Annotated in this window: 11 protein-coding genes and 1 tRNA gene; 7 read left to right on the top strand and 5 right to left on the bottom strand. The window is 46.3% G+C overall.

Annotated features, from left to right (window positions below; translation table 11 throughout):
• Nucleotides 1–3 precede the first annotated feature (3 nt).
• The 6 genes from A7981_RS04825 (at nt 4) to A7981_RS04800 (ending at nt 7,312) form a co-directional block, all read left to right on the top strand.
• Nucleotides 4–606, top strand: coding sequence for a nitroreductase family protein (locus A7981_RS04825; protein ID WP_067266566.1), 603 nt, complete (start codon nt 4–6; stop codon nt 604–606).
• A gap of 125 nt (nt 607–731) precedes the next feature.
• On the top strand, nt 732–2,327 hold the full coding sequence (locus A7981_RS04820; protein ID WP_067264760.1) for an ABC-F family ATPase: 1,596 nt from the start codon (nt 732–734) through the stop codon (nt 2,325–2,327).
• Between the two features lie 269 nt (nt 2,328–2,596).
• On the top strand, nt 2,597–4,102 hold the full coding sequence (locus tag A7981_RS04815) for a TolC family protein (protein ID WP_371440340.1): 1,506 nt from the start codon (nt 2,597–2,599) through the stop codon (nt 4,100–4,102).
• On the top strand, nt 4,099–5,382 hold the full coding sequence (locus A7981_RS04810) for an efflux RND transporter periplasmic adaptor subunit (protein WP_067264758.1): 1,284 nt from the start codon (nt 4,099–4,101) through the stop codon (nt 5,380–5,382). Before A7981_RS04815 ends, A7981_RS04810 begins: the two co-directional genes overlap by 4 nt.
• Nucleotides 5,382–6,086 carry an ABC transporter ATP-binding protein gene (locus A7981_RS04805; protein ID WP_067264754.1) on the top strand — a complete coding sequence of 235 codons (705 nt, stop codon included), beginning with the start codon at nt 5,382–5,384 and terminating at the stop codon, nt 6,084–6,086. The genes A7981_RS04810 and A7981_RS04805 overlap by 1 nt, the downstream gene beginning before the upstream one ends.
• Complete coding sequence (locus A7981_RS04800; protein ID WP_067264751.1) at nt 6,086–7,312, top strand: ABC transporter permease; 1,227 nt, start codon at nt 6,086–6,088, stop codon at nt 7,310–7,312. The genes A7981_RS04805 and A7981_RS04800 overlap by 1 nt, the downstream gene beginning before the upstream one ends.
• 24 nt (nt 7,313–7,336) lie before the next feature.
• On the opposite strand, the gene A7981_RS04795 is transcribed toward A7981_RS04800, so the two are convergent.
• Nucleotides 7,337–7,426: transfer RNA gene (locus A7981_RS04795), tRNA-Ser, on the bottom strand.
• Between the two features lie 139 nt (nt 7,427–7,565).
• On the opposite strand from A7981_RS04795, the gene mltF reads away from it, so the two are divergent.
• Nucleotides 7,566–8,984, top strand: coding sequence for a membrane-bound lytic murein transglycosylase MltF (mltF, locus tag A7981_RS04790; RefSeq protein ID WP_082889210.1), 1,419 nt, complete (start codon nt 7,566–7,568; stop codon nt 8,982–8,984).
• A 1-nt stretch (nt 8,985) separates the two neighbouring features.
• Here the strand turns inward: mltF and serS are convergent, their stop codons facing one another.
• The 4 genes from serS to A7981_RS04770 all read right to left on the bottom strand — a co-directional run bounded on the left by serS (nt 8,986) and on the right by A7981_RS04770 (nt 15,153).
• Nucleotides 8,986–10,278 (bottom strand): serine--tRNA ligase, encoded by a 1,293-nt coding sequence (gene serS / locus A7981_RS04785; protein ID WP_067264748.1) that lies wholly within the window; start codon nt 10,276–10,278, stop codon nt 8,986–8,988.
• 36 nt (nt 10,279–10,314) lie between these two features.
• Nucleotides 10,315–11,640, bottom strand: coding sequence for a replication-associated recombination protein A (locus A7981_RS04780; protein ID WP_067264745.1), 1,326 nt, complete (start codon nt 11,638–11,640; stop codon nt 10,315–10,317).
• 4 nt (nt 11,641–11,644) lie between these two features.
• The gene (locus A7981_RS04775) at nt 11,645–13,819 is read right to left on the bottom strand and encodes a tetratricopeptide repeat protein (RefSeq protein ID WP_067264742.1); all 2,175 of its coding nucleotides are present in this window, start codon (nt 13,817–13,819) and stop codon (nt 11,645–11,647) included.
• 125 nt (nt 13,820–13,944) lie between these two features.
• A complete protein-coding gene (locus A7981_RS04770; protein WP_067264738.1) occupies nt 13,945–15,153 on the bottom strand; it encodes a FecR domain-containing protein in 1,209 nt (402 codons plus the stop codon).
• Between the last annotated feature and the right edge of the window lie 3 nt (nt 15,154–15,156).

Here is a 15,156-nt window from a genome sequence, read left to right as displayed (position 1 = left end):
AATATGAACGTAGCCAGCACTATCGAAGCCAGACGTGCAGTCAAAGCATTTGACCCTACACATCAACTGAGTGAAGATGAGATCAAGCAACTGCTATCACTCGCGATGCTTTCACCAACAGCATTCAATATACAAAACTGGCGTTTTGTCCTCGTGCAAGACCCTGAACTTCGCAAACAAGTGCGTGCTGTTAGTTGGGATCAATCACAGGTAACAGATGCATCGTTATTAATCGTTTTAACTGGCGACCTAAAAGCATGGGAGAAATCGCCTGAGCGCTATTGGCGCCATGCACCGCAGGCTGTCAAAGAGTATCTCGTGAATGCGATTCATGGCTATTACAATGGTAAAGAGCAAGTACAACGTGACGAAGCGATGCGTTCATGTGGCATGGCAGCAATGACGCTGATGTTAGCCGCTAAGGAAATGGGATATGACTCATGCCCGATGGATGGCTTTGATTTCGATGCAGTCGCCAAGCTACTTAAGTTACCAGCCGACCATACACCCGCGATGTTTGTCGCCATTGGCAAAGGCATAAAAGAGGCATCACCTCGTGGCGGTTCATTGCCATTCGATGAGGTTGTCATCCGGAATACATTTTGAGCCTAGATAATTGAATCTTTTGTGCTTTTTCACGCAATAAAAGCACAAAGGACGATTATCAATGCGGCATGATTAAGATAAAGTTTTAATTTTAAATAAGCATCATCTAATTTTAGGAATACACCGTGTTAATTAGCAACAATATCACCATGCAGTTCGGCGCCAAGCCGCTATTTGAAAACGTCTCAGTCAAATTCGGCGACAACAACCGTTACGGTTTGATCGGTGCGAATGGATGCGGAAAATCGACCTATATGAAGATTTTGGCTGGCGTATTGGAGCCGACCTCCGGCAATATCGCGCTGGATAACAACGAGCGCATGGCATTCCTGCGCCAAGACCAATTCGCTTATGAAGATCAGCGCGTCATCGACGTGGTGATGATGGGACATGAGCAAATGTGGAAAGCCAATGTAGAGAAAAACGCCATCTATATGAATCCGGAAGCGACTGAAGACGACTACATGCGCGCCGCTGAGCTAGAAGGCGTATTTGCAGAATACGATGGCTATACCGCTGAAGCACGCGCTGGTGAGCTTTTGCTTGGCGTGGGTATCCCTATCGAGCAGCATACTGGCCCCATGAGTGCTGTTGCACCCGGCTGGAAGCTACGTGTATTACTGGTACAAGCCCTATTTGCTAACCCAGACATCTTATTGCTGGATGAGCCAACCAATAACTTGGATATCAACACCATCCGTTGGCTGGAAGATGTACTGAACAATCGTGATTGCACGATGGTGATCATTTCGCACGATAGACACTTTTTGAATCAGGTATGTACGCACACGTCTGATATGGATTACGGCAAACTGACTGTTTACCCCGGCAATTACGACGACTATATGGAAGCCTCTGCTCAAGCACGCGCGCAACAAGCCAAAGATAATGCCAAAGCTAAGCAACAGGTCGCTGACTTGCAGGAATTCGTTCGCCGCTTCTCTGCCAATGCATCTAAAGCCAAACAAGCGACCAGCCGTGCCAAACAGATCGATAAGATCAAGATCGAAGAATTCAAGCCTTCCAGCCGTCAATATCCATTCATTCGTTTTGAGTACGATGAACGTGAAAAGCTACACCGTAATGCAGTTGAGTTGAAGAAACTTGGTCATGGCTTTGATCGCACGCTTTTCAATGATGTCGAATTGATGTTTGAAGCAGGTGAAAAAGTCGCGATCATCGGTGAGAATGGTATCGGTAAGACAACGTTCCTGCGCTGCCTAGCTGGTGTGCTAAAACCAAACCATGGCGAAGTGAAATGGGCTGAAAAAGCAAAACTTGGCTATTTTGCGCAAGACCACGAATCGGAATTTGAAAATGGCCTTAACCTGTTCGATTGGATGTCACAGTACACGCAGGAAGGTGACGATGATCAATCCGTGCGTAGCATGCTGGGGCGTTTACTATTTTCTGGGGAAGATACCAAAAAATCAGTCAAAGTATTATCAGGTGGTGAAAAAGGCCGTATGTTATATGGCCAACTGATGCTGGCACGCACCAACGTATTGCTGATGGATGAACCAACCAACCACATGGATATGGAATCGATCGAAGCACTGAATACCGCACTTGATAAATATAAAGGTACGCTATTCTTCGTCAGCCATGACCGCGAATTCGTCAGCACATTAGCGACACGCATTATTGATATCCGTGCAGACAAGATCATCGATTTCACTGGCAACTATGAAGATTACTTAGCAAGTCAGGGTGTTGATTAAAAATTAACTAAATGATGTCAACCTAATGCAAAGTTGCCGCGTTAGAGTGACGTACATTTAGCTAGCAACTGATTTACCGTATCAGTGTAGCCAAAACGATGGCGATCAAAAAAATAAGTAAAAGTAAGTAAATCTGATCAGCATCGGTTGTATACCGTGAGCAAGACTAGATATCATTCACCTGATTAAACCAATTCAATCAAACCTATATTGATTAATCAGGCGAATGATTTTAAGACCAATAGCTTTATCAGGGGCTGATACATTACATGCAGTTGAATCATCATAAAAAAGCACTTGGCTTATATAAAATGCCAAGCACGCTCTACCGAATACTTGCCCTTATCCTTACTTTGACACAGATGGCGCCAGCGTATGCTGATAGCTCTATCTGGTATAGCAAAGATGATCCATTCAAGACGCAGGCACTGACCCCACCTGTAATACCGCAAGGTTATCTAAGCGATAAGAGCACCTCGCCCTGCGCCCAGCTCAATGTGAACACTACGCTAACCCTCGCAGATGTTGCAGATGCCGCATTGTGTAACAACCCGCAAACCCGTGAGGCATGGGCAAATGCCCGTATTCAGGCAGCACAGGTCGGTATCACAAGATCCGCTTACCTACCCAGCGTTACAGATAATATTTCAGGCAACTTTACATGGTCAGATCCTGAACAAGCGACGAGAAAAAACCCTTACAATACAATCAGCAATAGCATCGTAGCGTCATACCTTTTGTACGATTTTGGTAACCGCAATGCTACGTTGGAAAACGCCCGGCAATTGCTACAGGCTGCGAGCGCCACGCAAGATGCGACCATACAAACCATCCTGCTAAGTGTGATTCAATCCTATTACTTGGCACAATCTGGCGTAGCAGCCCTTGAGGCTTCACGCGAAGCAGAACGGGCAAGCGAGGAAAGCTTCAAGGCTGCCAATGCCCGTTATATCGCGGGCATCGTCACCCCTGCAGATAAACTGCAGGCGCAAACGGCGTATGCGCAAGCTACACTTCTACGCATCACGGCAGAAGGTACGGTAAAAACTGCTTATGGCACATTGGCGAACGTGATGGGTATCGATTCGAATCAACCACTCACACTAGCGCCATCGCTATCTGCTGATGGCGGCCAGAATATAGAAGCGGATATTAATGGCTTGATAGAGCAAGCCAGAAACCGTCGCCCTGACCTCATGGCAAGTGAAGCGCAGGTAAAAGCGGCACAGGCAGCCATAGAAGCAAGCAAAGCGGCTGCAAAACCTACCGTGTCACTTGGTGTTTCCAACAATGTGCAGGATGGTAGCAACATCACTTCAAATAACAATTCCACCGTTGGGTTTACCGTCGCTATCCCTCTTTTCAACGGTTATGCCCCAACTTATAGAATCCGCTCCGCAGAGGCCACAGCCGATGCACGGGTAGCGCAACGTGATCGTATTCGCTTGCAGATATCACTGGATGTCTGGCGTGCTTACCAGAGTTTGCGCACAGCGAATGAAACCATCACTGCATCTAATATATTACTAAGTAGTGCTGAAGAGTCTGAGCGTGTAGCCTTAGGCCGGTATAAGGCCGGAGTAGGCAATATCATCGATACACTGAATGCACAAAGTGCGCTTGCAAATGCGCGCCAGCAAAAGATCACGGCACAACTTAACTGGAATATCGCCCGCGCAACGCTTGCACAATCTATCGGCAGTTTAGATAACGCCATGATTCAATCATTACCCGAAGGTAACATCATCAAGACAGGTCTGGACGCCCAACCATGAAACGCTCTACAAAAAAAACAATCACGCTGATCACGCTTCTCGCAATCGCAGGTGGCGGCTTCTATTACTATAAAGAAAGCCACAAACCTAAACCTGAAGACCTGTACCGTTTACAGAAAGTCACACAAGGTTCTGTAGAGCAAACCGTCTCAGCCAATGGCACGTTGAACCCGGTAACAGTAGTGAGTGTAGGTGCGCAAGTATCTGGCCGTGTAAGCAAGCTCTATGTGGACTTCAATGATGAGGTGAAAGCGGGGCAAGTGTTATTGGAACTGGACGACTCCCTTTTCACTGCGCAGATCGCACAGTCTGAAGGAAATGTTCGTAACGCACAGGCATCCGTTGATTTAGCCAAGGCCAGCGAAGCGCGTATTCGCTCGTTATATACGCAAGAATATGTCTCAAAGCAGGAGCTTGATCAGGCAGTGCAGGCCTTGCAATCAGCTCAGGCCCAGGTGGACACTTACAAAGCCCAATTGCGTCGAGATAAGACCAATCTGAGCTACTCGATTATCCGCTCCCCTATCTCAGGCGTAGTGGTTGATCGTGTGGTCAATCTTGGTCAAACAGTGGCTGCCAGTTTTCAAACGCCCACATTGATCCAGATCGCGCAGGATCTTTCTAAGATGCAAATCAACTCTAGCTTCGCAGAAGCCGACATCGGCAATATCAAAGTCGGGCAGAAAGCCAAGTTTACTGTTGATGCTTTCCCCAATAAAAACTTTGAAGGCTTGGTCAAACAGGTGCGCCTCAATCCTACGGTCACATCCAATGTTGTGACTTATGACGTTGTAGTCACCGTAGATAACCCAGGTCAAATATTGCTGCCTGGTATGACGGCTTATGTGAACATCACTGTGGCCAAGCACGATGATGTGATGCTTGTACCGAACGCTGCCCTACGCTACAAACCTAAAGTCGATGATTCAGATGCTAACCAAAATACCAAAGTTGCATCAGGTTCAGGTGATAAACCCAACCCGAATGGGCAAACCAATGCTGGCGGTGATCAGCAAGCGGGTGGTCAAAAAGGTGGCCGTGAACGTGGCGGCAAACGCAGAGGCAAAAATGAAGACCTTTCCGCAGGTAAGGTGTATGTACTCAATAATGGCAAACCAGAAGAAGTGAAAGTACGCCTAGGTATCTCAGATGGTCGCTTTACTGAAATCAAGAGCAGGCATCTTGAACCCGATGCCAAGATCATTGTGGGTGAAACCTTGGCTGACAATCAGCCGCAAACCCAAGGCCCTGGCAATAACATGCGGATGCGGATGTTCTAATGCAGAATGTGATTGTTGTACGTAATCTATTCAAAGATTACGTCACCGCTGCTGGTCTGTTTCCAGTATTAAAAGAAGTCGAACTGCAGATCGATAAAGGCGACTATGTTGCTATCATGGGTCCATCGGGTTCAGGTAAATCCACGTTTATGAATATTCTCGGTTGTCTGGATAAGCCAAGCAGTGGCGAATATATCCTGGATGGACACCATGTCGATAAGTTAGAAAGCGACGATCTGGCAAAAGTGCGCAACCAGACCATCGGCTTTGTGTTTCAGGGCTTTAACCTGCTTTCACGATCCAACCTGCTGGATAATGTTGCCTTGCCATTGGTTTACACCGGTGTGGAGAAAGAAGAGCGTCACGCTCGTGCCAGACAACTACTAGAAAAAGTTGGTTTGGGTAAACATGTGGATTCTCGCCCTAATCAGATATCCGGTGGTCAACAACAACGTGTGGCTATCGCACGCGCACTCATCAACAACCCAAGACTTTTACTTGCGGATGAACCCACAGGTAATCTAGATAGTAAAACCAGCGAAGAGATCATGGAGCTATTCGGCAATCTCAATCGTGAAGGCATCACCATCGTTGTGGTCACTCATGAGCTTGATATTGCGGCACATGCGAGCCGTCAAGTGCGTTTTCTTGATGGCCGCATCGTAGAAGATGTGCGCACTCACCCTATTTCGGAGCCAGTATAATGTTTTCTGCCATGTTAGGAGAAGCTTGGCACGCGATGGGCGCCAACCGTCTACGCACGTTTCTGACCATGCTAGGCATGGTCATCGGAGTGGGTGCCGTGGTACTCATGATGGCTGTCGGTCAAGGTGCACAATATTCTGTCGCGCAATCCATCAGCTCAATGGGTAGCAACCTGCTTATCGTGCTCTCTGCGCCGCCGGGAATGGGCGGTAGCGCGAGATCAGCATCAGGCAGCGGCCCTAGCCTCACCATCAACGATTCAGAGGCTATTGCCGAGCTGGATAATGTAAGTGGTGTTGCACCATCAACAAATAGCAGTGCGCAAGTGATTTATGGCTCCAATAACTGGAACACGAGCGTCATAGGCACTACCCCAAGTTATCTGGATGTACGTTCATGGAACCTTGTTGAAGGTTATGCATTCTCAGATTCCGATATTCGCTCGGCAACACGCGTTGCACTGATCGGCCAAACCGTTGCAAAGAATCTGTTTGGTGATGATATCGACCCTATCGGCAAAACTATCCGCATCAAACAAAGCCCTTTTGTCGTACTTGGCGTGCTAGACCGAAAAGGCCAAAATCTGGATGGGCGTGATCAGGATGACACCATCATCGTCCCGCTTACCACCGCGCAGCGCAAGCTTTTCGGCAGCCAATTCTCTACCACGGTACGCATGATCATGGTACAAGCTGATTCGGCAAAAGCCTTGCCTTTCGTAGAACAGGATGTAAATAGCCTTTTGCGTCAGCGCCACAGGATACGTGAAGGCTCTGATAGTGATTTCTTTGTGCGCAACCTGACTGCATTAGCCGACTCAGCCGCTGAAACAACAAAGACGATGTCGCTGCTTTTGGGCGCAATCGCATCTGTATCGCTCTTAGTTGGCGGTATTGGCATCATGAACATCATGCTGGTATCAGTCACTGAACGTACCCGCGAAATCGGCATACGGATGGCCATTGGTGCCCGTGAGCGCGATATCCTCATGCAATTCCTGCTCGAAGCCATCGTCATCTCGATCATCGGCTGCCTGATCGGCATTGTCATCGGCGTAGGTGGCGCGTTACTGGTCAATATGTTGACTCAAGCGGCCGTCGTCATCTCAGGCGACTCTATCATGATCGCATTCGGCGTTGCGGCCAGTGTCGGCGTTTTCTTTGGCTTCTACCCTGCCCGTATGGCAGCGCGTTTGAACCCGATAGAAGCCCTGCGTTATCAGTAGTAAAAGTTGGGAATACGGGGCTGATGGCGGAGAGAGAGGGATTTGAACCCTCGATACGCTTGCGCGTATGCCTGATTTCGAGTCAGGTACATTCAACCACTCTGCCACCTCTCCGTTAGCGATAAAACTTGCATCATTACTCGCTTTATCACAGCAGCCATTCTAACATTCATCACTTTTTCTGCCGAGCGCTTCAACTAAGTATCCATACACTTAGCTGGACAAAACCAGCAAAGTTAAGGAAACTGACACCGTGCGTTTATTCTTTATCTTCATATTATTAGCAATGCTGCAAGGCTGTGATCAGCCGCCAAAGCCATTGCCAGATGCGCAGCTATCAAAAGAGCTGATCGTCGTTACTCATAATGGCCCCAACACTTACTATGTGAATGGCGAAGGTCAATACGCGGGCCTTGAATATGATCTCGTTAAACTATTCGTCAAAGAGCTTGGCCCCGAATACAGCGTAAAATTCCTCATCGTCGACAATATCTCCCAAGTCGTCCCTACGCTCACCAAAGGCAAGGCACACTTTGCAGCAGCTGATCTAAGCATCACGCCAGAACGAGAAAAGCTGGTGAAGTTCAGCATTCCATACCAGAGCGTGCAACAAAAGGTGGTCTATAATTCTTCACAAAAAAGCCCGCCGAAGAAAATAAATGACCTTGCAGATAAAAGTATCGCCGTACCCGCAGGTACAAGCTACGCCGAACGCTTAAAAAATTTAAGCCAGAAAGAGCCGGGCTTAAAATGGCAACAATTGAGCAATACCAGCGCAGACGAATTACTGGAACAAGTGGCTGAAGGCAATCTTGATTACACCATTTCGGATGGCCATCTCGTATCCATGTTGCAAAATTACTACCCAAATCTAGAGGCGGGTATGTCACTAGGTGACCCAGAGAGTATCGCTTGGGCATTCCCGGAAAATGGGCAACCTTGGATACATGAGAAAGCCAATGTTTTTTTTAAACGCATCATAAAAGATGGCACATTACATAGCCTGCTGGATCGTTACTATGGCCATACAGAACGCCTCAATCCGGTTGACATCACCTCGTTCCTGCAACGCTCACGCAATATATTGCCGCAGTACATCAACACATTTAAACAGGCGCAAGAATTAACCAACGTAGATTGGCGACTATTAGCCGCCATCAGCTATCAGGAGTCGCATTGGGATCGCTTCAATACATCCCCCACCAATGTCAGAGGCATGATGATGCTAACGGAAGATACGGCAGACTTACTTGGGGTCAATGATAGATTAGATGCGAAGCAAAGCATTCTCGGGGGGGCGCGCTACATCGTCATGCTCAAAGATTTGATTCCGGCACGCATTGAAGAACCTGATAGAACATGGCTGGCCCTTGCTGCATATAACATTGGCTACGCACATCTGGAAGATGCACGCGTACTTGCCCAACGGATGAAGCTTAACCCGGATAGCTGGGCCGACCTTAAAAAGACACTGCCATTACTTAATAAAGCTGAATATTACTCAACCGTAAAATATGGCTTCGCGCGTGGTGGTGCACCTGTCGTGTTCGTGGAGTCGATACGTACTTACCATAAAGTCTTGGAAAGATATGAGCAGCAGCATACGCCACTACTGCCCAACTTTAATCTGGTTGATTCAGGCTTTAATAATAACTTTGCAAGCAATAAATAGTTTATTGAACGCTTAGCTTATCAAGCCCATTCATATAGCCACGCAACACTTCAGGCACTGTGACGCTACCGTCTGCGTTCTGATAATTCTCAAGCACAGCCACCAAGGTACGTCCGACAGCAAGGCCTGAACCATTCAATGTGTGCACAAGCTCTGGCTTACCATTTTCATTACGGAAACGTGCTTGCAATCTACGAGACTGAAAAGCTTCGCAGTTCGATACAGAAGATATCTCGCGGTAAGTATTCTGAGCAGGCAGCCATACTTCTAAATCATAAGTCTTAGCCGCACCGAAACCCATATCGCCAGTGCATAGTGATACCACACGATATGGCAAGCCTAGTGCTTTCAGAATATTCTCGGCATGTCCGACCATCTCTTCCAGTGCTGCATAGCTTTTCTCAGGATGGACTATCTGCACCATTTCGACTTTATCAAACTGGTGTTGCCGAATCATGCCACGTGTATCACGCCCATAAGAACCAGCCTCTGAACGAAAGCATGGCGTATGTGCTGTTAATTTGATCGGCAATGCATCTAAAGCAACGATCTCATCGCGCACAGTGTTCGTGAGCGTTACTTCTGAGGTCGGGATAAGATAAAGTGCCTCTCCCTCTCCTTCTTGACCACCCTTTTGCACGGCAAACAAATCAGCCTCGAACTTAGGTAACTGTCCGGTACCTTTAAGGGTATCTGCATTCACGATATAAGGGGTATAACACTCCTCATAACCATGTTGCTCCGTCTGCGTATCCAGCATGAACTGAGCAAGTGCACGATGCAGTTTTGCAATCTGACCGCGCATCAGGGTAAAGCGTGCGCCAGCCAATTTAGCGCCTGTATCAAAATCCAACCCTAATGGTGCGCCGATATCAGTATGGTCTTTAACCTCAAAATCTAATACACGTGGCGTACCTACTTTACGAACCTCGATATTGTCTTCTTCAGATTTACCCTGTGGCACGCTTTCATGCGGCAGATTTGGCACATTAAGTAGCAACTGCTGCAACTCATGTTGAATAGCAGCCAGTCGCTCTTCGTCGGTCTTTAACTGCTCACCCAAACCAGCGACCTCTGCCATAATCGCGCCAACATCTTCACCTTTAGATTTGGCAATGCCGATCTGCTTGGAAGTGTTATTGCGTTTAGCTTGTAGATCTTGTGTACGCGTCTGAACGGTCTTGCGTTCTTGCTCCAGACTACTAAACTTAGCTGTATCAAGGACAAAGCCACGCAAAGCTAATTTAGCGACAACTGTATCAAGATCATTACGTAACTGCTGTATATCTAACATGTACTTTCCTAATTATTTCTTACCCAAATTTTGGGCTTATTTCTTTTTAATATGTTTTTGTTTTGCTTGGGCATCAAGCTCGCGTAATCGCGCTAATTTCTCGCTAATTTTACCCTCTAGTCCACGTGGTGTGGGCACATAAAACTGCATCGTATCTAAATCATCAGGAAAATAATCTACACCTGCCGCATAAGCATCCGGCTCATTATGTGCATAGCGGTACTCTTTGCCATAATCCAAGTCTTTCATGAGCTTGGTCGGCGCATTGCGTAAATGCAACGGCACATTGCGCGAGTTATCTTGCGCGACAAAAGCCTTGGCCTGATTATAAGCCATGTAGGCGGCATTACTTTTAGGTGCCACAGCACAGTAAATCACGGCATTGGATAATGCCAGTTCACCTTCAGGTGATCCTAAACGTTCATATATCTGGCATGCTTCTAACGCCATGGTCTGGGCTCTTGGGTCAGCGATGCCGATATCTTCAACCGCCATGCGGATAATGCGTCTACCCAGATAAAGCGGGTCTGCGCCACCATCCAACATACGCAAGAACCAGTAAAGCGCTGCATCAGGGTTAGAACCCCGAACCGACTTATGCAAGGCAGATATCTGGTCGTAAAAAGCCTCGCCACCTTTATCAAAGCGGCGCAGCTTACTCGCCATCGTGCTCAGCAGAAATGCTTCATCAATCACATTAATTTTTGAGGTGATCGCCGCATTAAACAGACCTTCAACAAAGTTCAAAAGCCTTCTTGCATCACCATCCGCATAATCAAGTATCTGCTCTTTTACCTCATCAGCTAGACTTAAATTCTCCGCCATTACTTTACGCGCGCGCTCAAGCAATTCACCCAGTTCGGATTCCGATAAAGCCTGTAAAACAAATACGCGCGCACGACTCAATAAAGCGCTATTCACTTCGAATGATGGATTTTCTGTTGTCGCACCGATGAAGGTAATCAAACCACTCTCAACAAATGGCAGAAAAGCATCCTGTTGCCCTTTATTAAAGCGATGCACTTCATCAACAAACAAAATAGTACGGCGACCAGACTGCTGCAAAGTATGCTCTGCACGCTCTACCGCTTCACGAATATCCTTGATGCCAGATAACACGGCCGAGATAGGTATAAATTCAGCGTCCGCTGTATTGGCAATCAGCCGCGCCAAGGTAGTCTTACCCACACCTGGCGGCCCCCAAAGAATCATCGATGGAAGCTTGCCTGACTGAAAGGCCAATCTTAATGGCTTACCTTCACCAAGTAAGTGCTTCTGCCCGACAACCTCATCCAAAGACTTAGGACGCAAGCGCTCAGCTAAGGGCGCTTCCGGCATGTTAGGTTCAAACAATCCGCTCATTTACTTACCAATTCAATACAGGAATCGCCGGAACATCGATATGATCAAGTTTAAGATTATTTGTATATCGACTCCATACCATCTCGTATGCCAACTCTATATGTTTCAATGTTAATGCTGTATTAAATAAGGGGGAACTTTGCCTGCCTACCCTCAATTTAGCCTTAAGGGCTAATCGCTCGTCATGATGATTAGCATAATAAATAGCCTTATTCTGATAATCCTTATAAGTATGCGTAACTAGCTCACTCAAACCCAATACATTTAGAAATGATGCTGCCACGCGTGACGAGGTAACATCTCCACATCGCGTCAGAACAGGCAACCCCTGCCAAAGCGCTTCTAATGTCGTTGTATGCCCATTAAACCAGTAGGTATCCAGAAAGATATCGGCAAGTTGATAGCGTTTCACATGCTTTTCTATAGATTCTCTTCCCGCAAATATCAATCTACTTTCATCTATACCAGATTTTACAGCCTCGTTACCAAGGTTGGTACAAACATCTTGGTTACTGCCTAGCAGCCACAGCACGCTACTAGGCACAGCTCTCAATATATTCATCCATACTGCAAATATTTCCGGCTCTATCTTGTAGTCATTATTGAAACAACAAAATACGATACCAACCTCCGGCAGCCCATAGTCTTTTCTATACAATGACGTCGGCGAATTATCAATCTCGTTATCATAGGTATATAAAGAATTTGGAAGCCTCAATAGACGTTCAGACCAATCAGCATTTTTATCTTCAGGGCTAATATAGTGATCGACCAATGCATAATCAATAAAATCTGCCCCTGTCGTTGCCATAAAAGCCAGATAATTGATTTGGATAGGCGCAGGCCTTAATGCCAGTATCTCCAATTTACCATCTGAAGTTGCGTACTCACCAAGATCTACCAATATATCGATTTCATCTTGATGAATCAGATTAGCAATATCAACCGCGCTTATATTGCTCACATCACGAAAAACATCGCAATTTGATGCGATCTCTTTCTGATATATATCTTCAGAACCTTTAGCTATTAGCGAATATGCATATATCTTGAATTTCAAACGGTCATGCAACCTATATATCTGACGACTTAATACAGAGGTCGGGTGTTGGTAAAAGTCTGCGGATAGATATCCGATTCGTAATTGAGTCTTGTTAGCTGAATGATAGGTATAAGGCTCAACTCCAAGTGCTTGCGCCTTAGCACTTACTGACTCTGATATCCGTTTCATGAGGTTAAGTCTTAAATAGGATGGCACAGGTCGATTAAACACCCTAAAAGCCAACGTACGGCTTATCTCTTCAACAGACGCGGATCTAATGTAATCTGTTAAAACTTTTGGATATTGGTACCACATCCGCCAATCACACTTGCCCAATCCGATATAAGCCATCTCAAGAAATATGAGTCGCACATTCAAGCTGCTCTCTAATAACGGCTTGTCATGCTTATTGATATACTGACTAGAGAAATAAGCTGTCGCAACATCATGTTGCAATGCTTCTGCTCGATCCATAGCATCGATTGCTTCATCAAAGCGCTCCATATATGCCAGCAATAATCCACGCTTAAACCATAAAAAGGCAAATCTATTATCCAGACCAAGCCCTGAATCGCACATGGCCAGAGATTTATTCCAATCACCCATCTGTAAATAAGACTCGGCAAGTACATTGTATATTTCAGCAACTTGAGGGAATTGCTGCAAAATTGATAAACAATGCTTTTGGGCTTCGGGATACCTACCGGCTAGAACCAGCGTCGTCGCCAAATGAAGATTTGCTGAAATATCCAGAGGTCTGATAGATAATGCTTGGTGATAAAACTCAATCGCCTGTTCGAATTTACCGGCCTGCTGGCAAATAGCGGCAGCGTTTAAAATGGAATTAGGCGCGTTCTGCGTCAATCTACATACGCATAAAGAAGCTTCGAGCGCTTCATCATAATGTTCCAATGAACACAATATGGCGGCATGCAAACTATGGACATTGGGATTTTGAGATGTCTGTTTAAGGATATTTTGCAAGGATGTAAGAGCCGCATCAGCCCTGCCTTGCTCTTGGTAAGCGATAGCAAGGTAAAACCAGATGTCAAACGCCTCACTACCATTTGCGATTTCAGTCAGACAATAGCGCTCTACTGCCAAGAAATCTTTTTTATTCAGAAGCGCCTGCAGCATTATCTCTTTATGCCATTAAAAACAAAGCATTTAAACCTGTATTTCATTTGTAATGCCTATCGCAAAGCTTGAATAGAGCAATAAAAAAGGAGGGAAACCCCTCCTTTTTTATTGCTCTAAATCAATTAGCCACCTTCGCCTGTATAAATAGATCCAGTAGCGCCAACAGATCCACCCACAGAGCTACCATTAAATGTCCCACTATAATTAACAGTCGCGCCAGTTAAACCACTCACAGAATTCAATTGCCCACCTAAACTGCCAATCGAGCAACCACCACCAGATCCAGCGCAGGATCCAGAGCTGCTTGTATATGTAGTGCCAAACCCAAATCCCCCTGTAGATGAGTTTAATGAGCCGGAGCCACTACCATAGACAGCAACATAATTTGAGCCCCCTCCACTTTCCAATTTAAAGTAATTTAAATAAGTTTCATAACTAGAAAAATAGATACTAAAACTTACCGAAGCAGTAATGCCACCGTTGGTAGAAGAACCCGAATAATTCCCGGTAGCCCCTATACCATTCAACGTAGCAATCTCACCCGCCATATCGAAGGATGAGCCGCCTTGCACAAATCCACAACCACCACCACTAGCGCCTTCAATACCACAGACTCCACCATCCTGCGTCTTAAGCTCACCTGCTACAAAGGTCTGTTGTTGCTGTTGATTTTGTTGTTGCTCCTGCTGCTGCTGCTGAGGGTTGGTAGGCCCGGCTGCACCCACACTAGGAGTTTCAGTAGTATGCTGTGGGCTGCCACCAGTTCCACTTACTTCACCATTCTGGCCTTGATAAAAGACTTTATTACCACCATCACTTTCTACATAGACTGCGCCATCACCTACGTGAAAGTTAAGCTTTTGGTTATCTGATCCATAATTGGCTGTGTATTCAGTTCCACGAATACCAATGGTCGCAACTGGAGTGCTGACGCGGTATGCGCTTTTGTTGGAACCATGTCCAATAGCACCCGTAATTGCCCTTAATCCGCCTTTAACTAAGCTAAAGAAGCCTTTTTCACTTCCATCAGCTTTTCCACTAAAGGCATAGTCTTCTACTTTAAATTGCGTATTAGGCTGTAGCGAGATATAGCCACCATCACTAAAGCGTACTTGAGCACGTCCATCTACAGTCTGGATCGTATCACCCGGATTAATCTCCGCACCCTTTGAAAGAGTGCGGGCACGGCCATCTGCTCCTAGTGCCGATACATCACCGAGGGAGAATTCTACTTTTCCTGCGGCAGCTACCGCACTGCCGGCATAGGCCGTGGAAACTACGGCTATCAACCAAGCCTGGGTTGTCAGGATAAATTTAGGGTCATTTCTCATGAT

Source organism: Methylovorus sp. MM2 (assembly GCF_001648895.1).
GTDB lineage: Bacteria > Pseudomonadota > Gammaproteobacteria > Burkholderiales > Methylophilaceae > MM1.
The sequence above is the reverse complement of the archived record's forward strand: the minus strand, read 5'-3'. Positions and strand labels throughout refer to the sequence as shown.

Excerpts from the sequence above, each read along its gene's own strand:
- A7981_RS04825 (WP_067266566.1), top strand. The coding sequence starts at position 4 with ATGAACGTAGCCAGCACTATCGAAGCCAGACGTGCAGTCAAAGCATTT.
- A7981_RS04805 (WP_067264754.1), top strand. The coding sequence starts at position 5,382 with ATGCAGAATGTGATTGTTGTACGTAATCTATTCAAAGATTACGTCACC.
- A7981_RS04775 (WP_067264742.1), bottom strand. The coding sequence starts at position 13,819 with ATGCTGCAGGCGCTTCTGAATAAAAAAGATTTCTTGGCAGTAGAGCGC.
- A7981_RS04810 (WP_067264758.1), top strand. The coding sequence starts at position 4,099 with ATGAAACGCTCTACAAAAAAAACAATCACGCTGATCACGCTTCTCGCA.
- A7981_RS04815 (WP_371440340.1), top strand. The coding sequence starts at position 2,597 with ATGCAGTTGAATCATCATAAAAAAGCACTTGGCTTATATAAAATGCCA.
- A7981_RS04780 (WP_067264745.1), bottom strand. The coding sequence starts at position 11,640 with ATGAGCGGATTGTTTGAACCTAACATGCCGGAAGCGCCCTTAGCTGAG.
- A7981_RS04770 (WP_067264738.1), bottom strand. The coding sequence starts at position 15,153 with ATGAGAAATGACCCTAAATTTATCCTGACAACCCAGGCTTGGTTGATA.
- serS (WP_067264748.1), bottom strand. The coding sequence starts at position 10,278 with ATGTTAGATATACAGCAGTTACGTAATGATCTTGATACAGTTGTCGCT.
- A7981_RS04800 (WP_067264751.1), top strand. The coding sequence starts at position 6,086 with ATGTTTTCTGCCATGTTAGGAGAAGCTTGGCACGCGATGGGCGCCAAC.